At 73.1% G+C, this 7,495-nt stretch carries 8 protein-coding genes and 1 pseudogene; all 9 read right to left on the minus strand.

The annotated features are described in order from the left end of the window. Nucleotides 1-94: 94 nt before the first annotated feature. Nucleotides 95-562, minus strand: a pseudogene (locus ACFTWP_RS40935) (hypothetical protein); the annotation flags it as partial. An 86-nt stretch (nucleotides 563-648) separates the two neighbouring features. After that, on the minus strand, nucleotides 649-2,442 hold the full coding sequence (locus ACFTWP_RS40940) for a type IV secretory system conjugative DNA transfer family protein (protein ID WP_380270283.1): 1,794 nt from the start codon (nucleotides 2,440-2,442) through the stop codon (nucleotides 649-651). Between the two features lie 135 nt (nucleotides 2,443-2,577). Next, complete coding sequence (locus tag ACFTWP_RS40945) at nucleotides 2,578-2,997, minus strand: hypothetical protein (protein ID WP_380270284.1); 420 nt, start codon at nucleotides 2,995-2,997, stop codon at nucleotides 2,578-2,580. A 249-nt stretch (nucleotides 2,998-3,246) separates the two neighbouring features. Next, nucleotides 3,247-3,645, minus strand: a complete 399-nt coding sequence (locus ACFTWP_RS40950; protein ID WP_380270285.1) for a hypothetical protein — start codon at nucleotides 3,643-3,645, stop codon at nucleotides 3,247-3,249. Beyond that, nucleotides 3,642-4,157, minus strand: coding sequence for a hypothetical protein (locus tag ACFTWP_RS40955; RefSeq protein ID WP_380270286.1), 516 nt, complete (start codon nucleotides 4,155-4,157; stop codon nucleotides 3,642-3,644). Before ACFTWP_RS40955 ends, ACFTWP_RS40950 begins: the two co-directional genes overlap by 4 nt. A gap of 354 nt (nucleotides 4,158-4,511) precedes the next feature. After that, nucleotides 4,512-5,198, minus strand: coding sequence for a hypothetical protein (locus ACFTWP_RS40960; protein WP_380270287.1), 687 nt, complete (start codon nucleotides 5,196-5,198; stop codon nucleotides 4,512-4,514). Nucleotides 5,199-5,200: 2 nt separating this feature from the next. Next, the gene (locus tag ACFTWP_RS40965; protein ID WP_380270288.1) at nucleotides 5,201-5,683 is read right to left on the minus strand and encodes a hypothetical protein; all 483 of its coding nucleotides are present in this window, start codon (nucleotides 5,681-5,683) and stop codon (nucleotides 5,201-5,203) included. A 23-nt stretch (nucleotides 5,684-5,706) separates the two neighbouring features. Next, nucleotides 5,707-6,204 (minus strand): hypothetical protein, encoded by a 498-nt coding sequence (locus ACFTWP_RS40970; protein WP_380270289.1) that lies wholly within the window; start codon nucleotides 6,202-6,204, stop codon nucleotides 5,707-5,709. An 18-nt stretch (nucleotides 6,205-6,222) separates the two neighbouring features. Beyond that, nucleotides 6,223-7,356 (minus strand): hypothetical protein, encoded by a 1,134-nt coding sequence (locus tag ACFTWP_RS40975; protein WP_380270290.1) that lies wholly within the window; start codon nucleotides 7,354-7,356, stop codon nucleotides 6,223-6,225. Nucleotides 7,357-7,495 lie beyond the last annotated feature (139 nt).

Consider the following 7,495-nt stretch of genomic DNA (forward strand, 5'->3'; position numbering starts at 1 on the left):
GACTCCGTCACCATGCCCGCGACCCCCGCCGCCCGCTCTCCACCCTCGGCATCATGTGATCAAACCGGACAGATTGCCTGAACGACGCCGCCCTGCAGTCGCCACGCGACAGGCCGAGTTCGATCAGCGGGAACCGGTTGCGGGTGTATTTGACATCGGCGTCCTTCGCACGGTGGAATTCATCCGTCGAGATTCCGATCCACTGTTCAGTGAAGACGTCGGCCGGGATGCGCGCCGGATACGGGTACCCGAGAATTTCCCGCACCTTCTTCTTAATGGGTGAAATTTTATACTCACCGGTGCACTGGCGGCGCGTCATCCCAGGTGAGCCGTCCTTGTTGAGGATGTAGAGCGGCATGCTGGCGAAGCGGTGGGCCGGGTCGAGGGCGTCGTTCCTGATGTTTCCGGAGGAGACTCGGAAAATGGGTATACCGGCAGGCTTCGCTATTTCGCGTTCAACGCGGTTGAGATGTTCGTAGACCTTCTTCGGCTCCCATCCGGTGTCGGCGAATATCGCGTAGTCGAGCTTCGGAAGCTCACCGAGGGCGGACAGGAGGAGCAGAGAAGTCGACTGGACCCCGGCGCCGAGCGACAGCGTGCGCACCGTCGGGGCGGCGATCGTGGCGGGGTGGGCCGGCAGGCGGGGGCTCATGCGGCGGCCCCCGCCTTGGCCTTGGCCCGCTCGGTGATCGCCGCGGTCTGCCGCGTCGATGCCTTGCCGATCACGCCGGCGCCGGACTCCTTGTACCAGGGCCGCAGTTCGAGCATCGCGGGCCTGATGCCGGTCGCCAGGAGCAGCGCCGTGCCCTTCTTGAGGGCGCGGATCTGGTCCGGGGGAAGGATCCGCTCCTGCCGCATCGACGTCGAGGTCGAGCGGCCGGACTCGGAGGTGGAGTGGGAGACGCTCTCGACGTCGTGCTCGCCCACCAGGCGGCTCAACTTGTCCGCGAAGTCGGCGTCGTCGATGCCGGAGCCGATCAGCTTGATCGTCGCGGCGGACCACATGGCGTCCATGCCCGCCTCGCCCCAGCACTTCTGGCCCTGGCGGTAGGACTGCAGGATCGTGATCGGGATGACGCCCCGTGATCCGAGGTGGGAGTACAGGTCGGGCAAGTCCGCGATCTTGCAGACGTTCGCGGCCTCGTCGAGGATCGCGAGCAGCGGCGGGTCGAGCCGGCCGCCGTCGCGCTCGGCCTGCAGGACGGCGGTGCGCATGACGCTGTCGGCCGCAGCGGCGATCAGCGCGGAGGCGCTGCCGCCGCCGTCCTTGGACAGCAGGAACAGGGTGTCCCGGGCGGTGACGAACTCGGCTGGGCGGAACTCCGAGAGGGAATCGGTCGGGGTGACCCAGACCGCGATCTTGGGATCCAGCAGGCACGCCGCGTACTGCCGCGCGGTCTCGTAGATTCCGTCTCTCGTCTCGACGGCGCCCGAGACGGTGCCCTGCAACTGGGCTGCGATGGCGGTGAGTTCGTTCGCCTTGAGGATGTCGATCGGGGTCCGGTCGGCGGGCTGGGCGAGCCAGCCGAGGACGTCGGTGATCGGTCGGCCGTCGGCGCCCGCCGCGAGGAACAACGCCGTGAGCGTGTTGGCCGCGGCCGTGCTCCAGAAGTCCTTCTGGCTGGAGGCGTCGACGGAGGCGGTGACGAAGTGCCCGGCCAGGCGGCGGGCACCGGGCAGGTCGCGGGCATCGGCCAGCGGATCCCACCACATCGCCTGCTCGGTGTGGGCGATCTGCTGGGGGTCCATCGTCCACACCCGGCCCACCTCGCCGCGCGCCTCGATCGTCACCGTGTAGGCGTCGTTGGCGGCCTTGTTGGAGGTGAGCAGGACGGGGCCTGGGGCGGCCAGGATGGACGGGACGGCGAGTGAGGTGGTCTTGCCGCTTCGGGGCGCCATGATCGCGACGGCCACGTCCTCCCAGGACGTGCGGACCTCCGGACCGCCCTTGCCCAGGCTGCCGAGCAGGATCCCCGTGTCCTCGGGGCGGATGGTCCCGGGCTTGGCGTCGGCCAGGCTCGGGCGCAGGCTGCGGGCCTTGAGGGTGATCTCCTTGGGCAGCAGGACGGCGAGTTCGCGACTGGTGGCGAGCCCGGTTCCCTTGGAGCGGCGGTGCTTGAGCCACAGGCGCAGCCCGAGGGCTGCGATGGCCGCGGCGGCTGCTCCGGGGATGACGCGGGCGCCCACCAGGAGCGGGAGAGCGGCCAGCGTGGGCCACAGCTGCTGTGGGTGGAGGGCTGCGGTGACCGGCTGGAACGGCGTCCACGGACCGTGGCCGGCGAGGAGGTTGGTGGTGTTGCCGCCGATCCACGCGAGGGATCCGTAGGCGACCAGGGCGAGGCCGGCGCCGATCAGGGTGTAGAGGAGGGCGTCGGTGCCGGGGGACGAGGAAGGTGAGGTGGGGGTGGCGGAGGGCAGAGGGGTTCCTTGCGGGAAGCTCAACCACGGCCCAGGGCAGCATGGTTGGCGTGGTGAAGCCGGACCACGGCCCGAGGCAGCGTGGTCGGCGGGGAAAGTCCACAGGGCGGACTGGTGAGGCGGCCGGTGCTCCGGGCGGCCGGGGCCGCGCTGGTGCGGTCAGCGCCGTGGTGCCTCGGTCGTCCGCGGCTCGGCGACGCGGGCGAGGCTGGCGAAGTCGGGCTGGTGCACGGCGGCGGCCCCGGCTGCCTGGGCTGCTGGCGACGCGGCGCGGGCGGCGGCAGAACGCGGGAGGACGGTGGCGGCGGCTCGGCGGGACTCGAAGTCCAGGAGCTGGCAGACCGCGTGGGCGCGGGAGGCGTCACGGTCCAGCTGCGGGAGGTGGCCGTCGGCCCGGGCCATCGGGGCGATGATGCGGATCTCGTGGCTGTCGACGCGCAGGGCGACCCATCGGCAGGCCAGCGGGTCGCCGTCGGGGGCGATGCCGGCGGCGGCCAGGACGCGGCGGGCCGCCTCCGCCCACCGGGCGTCGGTCAGCGCGGCCGAGTCCGGGTGGGCCCGCAGCGTGCAGTGCCACACATCCCGTGAGCGGCCCGGCCGGCGTTCGCGCTCCGGGCGGAGCCTGGCGAGGTCCTCGTCCAGGTCGGCGACGAGCGTGTCCAGCTCGGCGGTCCCCGGCCGCGGCAGCTCGGGGACGGGCCGCCACGCAGCGATGATCCGGGGCCGGGGCTGGCCGGGGCGGTGCCGGGCTTGCTGCTGCGCGGAGACGAGCAGGTCCCGGGTACTGGCGTAGCGGGTGATGGAAGGAATCAGGGCGGGAACGTTTCCTCAGAGCCGCCGCAGGGACGGCGGGACGGCCGATCGGCGCGTCGCCGCTGCTGCGGACACCACGACGGCGCGCGGGTGGGCGGACGTAGAGCTGACGCGGGTGGCGGCGAGGGCGCGCAGTTCGGTGGGCACGGTGTCGAGACCGGTGCCCGCCTCGTACACCTCGTTGCCGGCTCGCCCGATGGGATCGCGAAGATGTGCGGTATCCGCCTGGGCGTCGGTCCAGCGGGAGGCGGCGCCCAGGAAGTCGGACAGCGCTTCGAGTACGCCCTCGTCGGCGGTCACCAGCTCGATGAGACGTGCCGCGACGGCGGGGTCGGCAGTCGCTGTCAGGTCGTCGGTGAGCTGACGCACTGCGGTGGCGGCGTTGGCTGCCAGCCAGGTGGACGGGGTCTTCACCGAGACTTCCGGGTGGCGGCGATCGTCGGCGGCGCCACGGCCGGAGCCGGAGTCGGCGGCGCGGTGCTGGCAGCGCGGGTGCGCGAGTGGGCCTGCGCGGCGTCGGGTCGCGGCAGCGGCTCAGGGGCGGGGACGTTGGAGTAGTCCCAGGGCCAGAGCCCGCCGATACGGAAGAGGCCGCGGTCATCGGGTCGGGCCTCCTCGGTTCCGCCGACGCCGTCGTAGTTCGCGGACCAGGTGAACCGCAGCGTGCCGTCGTCCTGCCACGCGGCGGTCAGGTCGCAGTCGTCGGCGTGGAGGTCGTCGACGATCCGCACTGCCACCTCGCGGGTGAAGCCCGCGCTGCAGTAGGAGCCGAGCCCGCCCGCGGTGTAGGCGGGGCCGACCAGCCCGGGGTAGGGGCCGTGGTCGGATCCGTCGACCCAGAAGAGATAGAGGTGCTCCGGTGCGCCGCCGGAGCGCGGGCGTGATCCGGCGTTGCCCTTGGCGGCGGCGATCTCGGAGAGGCTCATCCTGGCCCAGGCGCCCAGGCGCCCAGGCGCCCAGGCCCCGCAGGAGGTCGTCGCTGTCCTCCCCTGCCGCGGCCAGCTCTGCCTCGATCACTTCGGCGATGGCGGTGAGGTGGCTGCGGACCTTGGGGGCGTGGGCGTACGGTTCTCGATGGCTGAGAGGAGGGATCACCGGGTCAAGGGATCGGGCGGCTTCTGCGGCCAGCCGGGAGGTGACCGCGAGGACTCCGTCATCGCCGAGCAGGCTGGACAGCAGCAGGACGGTTCGATCGGGGCCCGCGGCCTGGAGCTGGTCGGCTGCGGTACGCAGCACGTCGGCGTACCGCGGGGTGTCGCCCGGCGGGTGCGGTGCGGTGGTCAGGGTGTTCTCCGGGTGGTGGGCTGGGTGGTTACGTCGGCGGCCGGCGCGGTGAGGATCGGGCCGCTCGCGCCGATCCGGGCAGCGGCCGATCGGGCGGTGACCGCCGCTTGGCGCTCAGGGGTGCCGCCGCCGGGGCGGGGGGTGTAGGCGACGGCGGCGGCGGAGACGATGCCGCCCATCTGCTGGGCGCTTTCGCAGAACCAGACGGCCAGGTCGTCGTGGCCTGCGTCGCGGCCGGCGGTGCGCCGCACGCTGTCTCCCGCTCGCTGGAGCAGGTCCTGCAGCGCGTCGAGCGGGTTGTACGGGCCGGTGACCATCTGGGCAGCGGCGTCCGCGAGATCGTGGACGTCGCCCAACTCGTCGAGGGCGTCACTGACGTGGCCGATCTGCTGACTGAGGTCGGCGAGCAGCTCCAGCAGGTGCTCGCCGGCCTCGGAGATCCGCAGCTCGGGGGCGAGGTCGACCTCGTATCCGGCCTCGGCCAGGCGGTCGGCCGCCTGGGTGGCCAGGGCCTGGCGGGCGAGCGGACCGTCCAGCGTCTGCAGGTGCACGGGGCCGGCGGCCCGGCGTGGCGGCCGGAAGCCGAGGGGCGCGATCAGGCGCAGAGCCTGCTCGTCGGCGCCGCTCGCTTCCACCGGCCCGAACCGGCCGGGCCGGATGCGGACCTCCTCGCCTGCGGGCACGCTCAGCGCAGGCTCCTGGCGATGCGCCCCGGGTCCGCGGTCTGCTCGAAGGCGGTGGCCGTGGCGGCGGCCCGCTGCGCCGTCGTGATGGCGAGGAGGGCGGATTCGGCCTGCGCGGCGTGCCGACGATCAGGTTCGGCGACCGGCCCGGTTACGGGGAAGGCGTCGCCGTACCCGCGCAGCCGCACCGCTATGGTCTCCACGCGCGTGCGCAGGCGCACGGCGGACAGGGCGGAGGAACTCAGCTGGCCCGCGACGAACTCGGCGGAGGTGCCGTCGTTGGCGGCGGCGTTCTCCGCCGCGAGGCGCAGCGCCTCCTCCACCTCGTACAGCGCGGTTTCGACCGCCTGCAGGGCGGTGGCGCTGGCGGCCGGGGACGGGCTGTCGCGCAGGTGGTCGCCGATCCGGCGGATCGCCCAGGCCGCGACTCTGCCGGTCTCGGCGGTGCCGGGTTGGGCGTTGGACAGGGCGGTGGTGAGGGACAAGGCGGTGGAAACCTCCGGGCGGGTCAGTAGGGGTTCTCGGTGCTGCGGTCGGCGTCGGTGGCGGCGGCCAGCAGCTCCGGCAGGTCGCCGGGGGCGGCCTCGCGCTGGTCGATCCACCAGCCGGCGCGGTCGACGGTGCGGGCCTGGTCCTCGATCTCCTGCCAGCCGCTTTCGCCGAGTTCGCCCTCGGCGACCAACGCGCGGTAGGCGTTCGTCATCAGCTGGTGGCGCGAGCGCTCGCCCCAGGCCAGGGCGCGCTCGGGGCCGTCCAGCGGCGGCATCCGGAACTTCGCGGCCCACCAGGAGGCGGCCTGCTGTTCCTCGGCCCGCTTCTTCTCCAGCCACGCCGCGCGGTCGGCGGCGCTGTTGCCCTCTCGCTGGGCCCGCCAGCAGTTGGTGCAGTCGCGCCCGGCGAGCCAGCGGGCGTAGCCGGCGCGCTGGTCGGCCGGGCGGGAGGAGAGGTCATGGTCTGCGTCGTGGCTGCAGGCGTGGGTGACGGCCCAGGTCGTCTTGACGGGCAAGGTGGGAAAACCTCCAGGTCAGCGGGTGTGGATGCTGTATTCGCGCCGCGGGTCGACGGGCTGCGCGACGGCCTCGACCGGCTGCGCTGCGGTGACCCGTCCCAGGCGCAGGCTCGTGGCCCGGGCTGCCTGGGCTCGGGCGCCGAGCGTCGCGGTGGCGGCGGGGCGGGCGGCGGCGGGCGCGGCCGACCGGGGGCGGGCCGGGCTGGCGGCGGAGATCGTCTCCAGGTCCTGGCGCACTCCGCCGAGCGTGGTCTGCGCCTCGGCGAGGACTGCCGACACCTGCACGGGGTCCAGTGCCTGCGGGTCGTCGCGCAGCTGCTGGGACAGGCCGGCGAGGATCTGCTCGATCGCGGCCAGCGTCTGCTGCCGGTTGGTCACCAGCGCGGCCATCCGGGGGTCGGCGGCAGCGCGCGCGGCCGGCGGCGCCGCGTGCAGCCGGGTGGCGAACGGGTCGAGCTCGGTGCGGTTGGCGGGTTCAGGCGTACGGGCCTGGTCCGCGCTCTTCTGCGGCCGGTCGACGGGGATGACCTTGGTCAGGAATGGGTCGTCGGGCCCGGCGTGTGCGGGCGGCTTCGGCGCGTTCTCCTCGACCTGGACGATGCGGGTCTGGAACGGGCCCTCGACGTGCGCGGCACGCGGTTCGTACGGGAGGTCGGCGGTGACGCTCAGTCCGACGGAACGCAGGTTGGCGACGGCGTCGGCGGCCCGTCGGACGCCGTCGCGGTCCTGCTTGGTCAGCGCGAACAGGGACGGGTGGCCGGGTGTGCGGTAGAAGCCGTGCTGGGCGAGGAGCTTCGCGGCGGCCGGGTCACCGGAGTGGTTGGTGGCCACGATGCCGTGTTCCGGGTGCGTGCCGACCACGACGTCGACCGAGGGCGTGATGATCCGGGCGTTCGGCCCGGCGGCCATGGCGGAGGGGCTCGCGTGCCCGGGGGGCTGGGCGTAGTCGAAGGCCGGGTCGGCCTTGACGCTGGCACCGGTGGAGCGCAGGGCCGCGACGGCCTGGCGGGCGTGGATGAAGATGTTGTCGGTCTGGGCGGTCAGGACGAGGTCGTCGCTGCTCTGGAGCGGTGTGAAGCCGTAGTCGGCCAGCAGGCGGCGGTGCTGGTAGGTCGCGTGGGCGAGGCCGGTCACCGCGACGCCGTGCACAGGGTGCCGGACGATCTCGATGGCGGGGAGGTCGGTGATGCGGGGCTCCTAGTGTGACGCACCGCAAATCACGAGGGCAACTATGACCTTGATGGCTGGCTGTCCGGGTTGATCTTGGCGAGGTAGTCGGCGAGGGACC

Source organism: Kitasatospora sp. NPDC057015 (genome assembly GCF_042673745.1).
Classification (GTDB): domain Bacteria; phylum Actinomycetota; class Actinomycetes; order Streptomycetales; family Streptomycetaceae; genus Kitasatospora.

What these genes read in the sequence shown, in the direction of transcription:
- ACFTWP_RS40955 (WP_380270286.1), bottom strand. Translation starts at nt 4,157, where the DNA reads ATGAGCCTCTCCGAGATCGCCGCCGCCAAGGGCAACGCCGGATCACGC.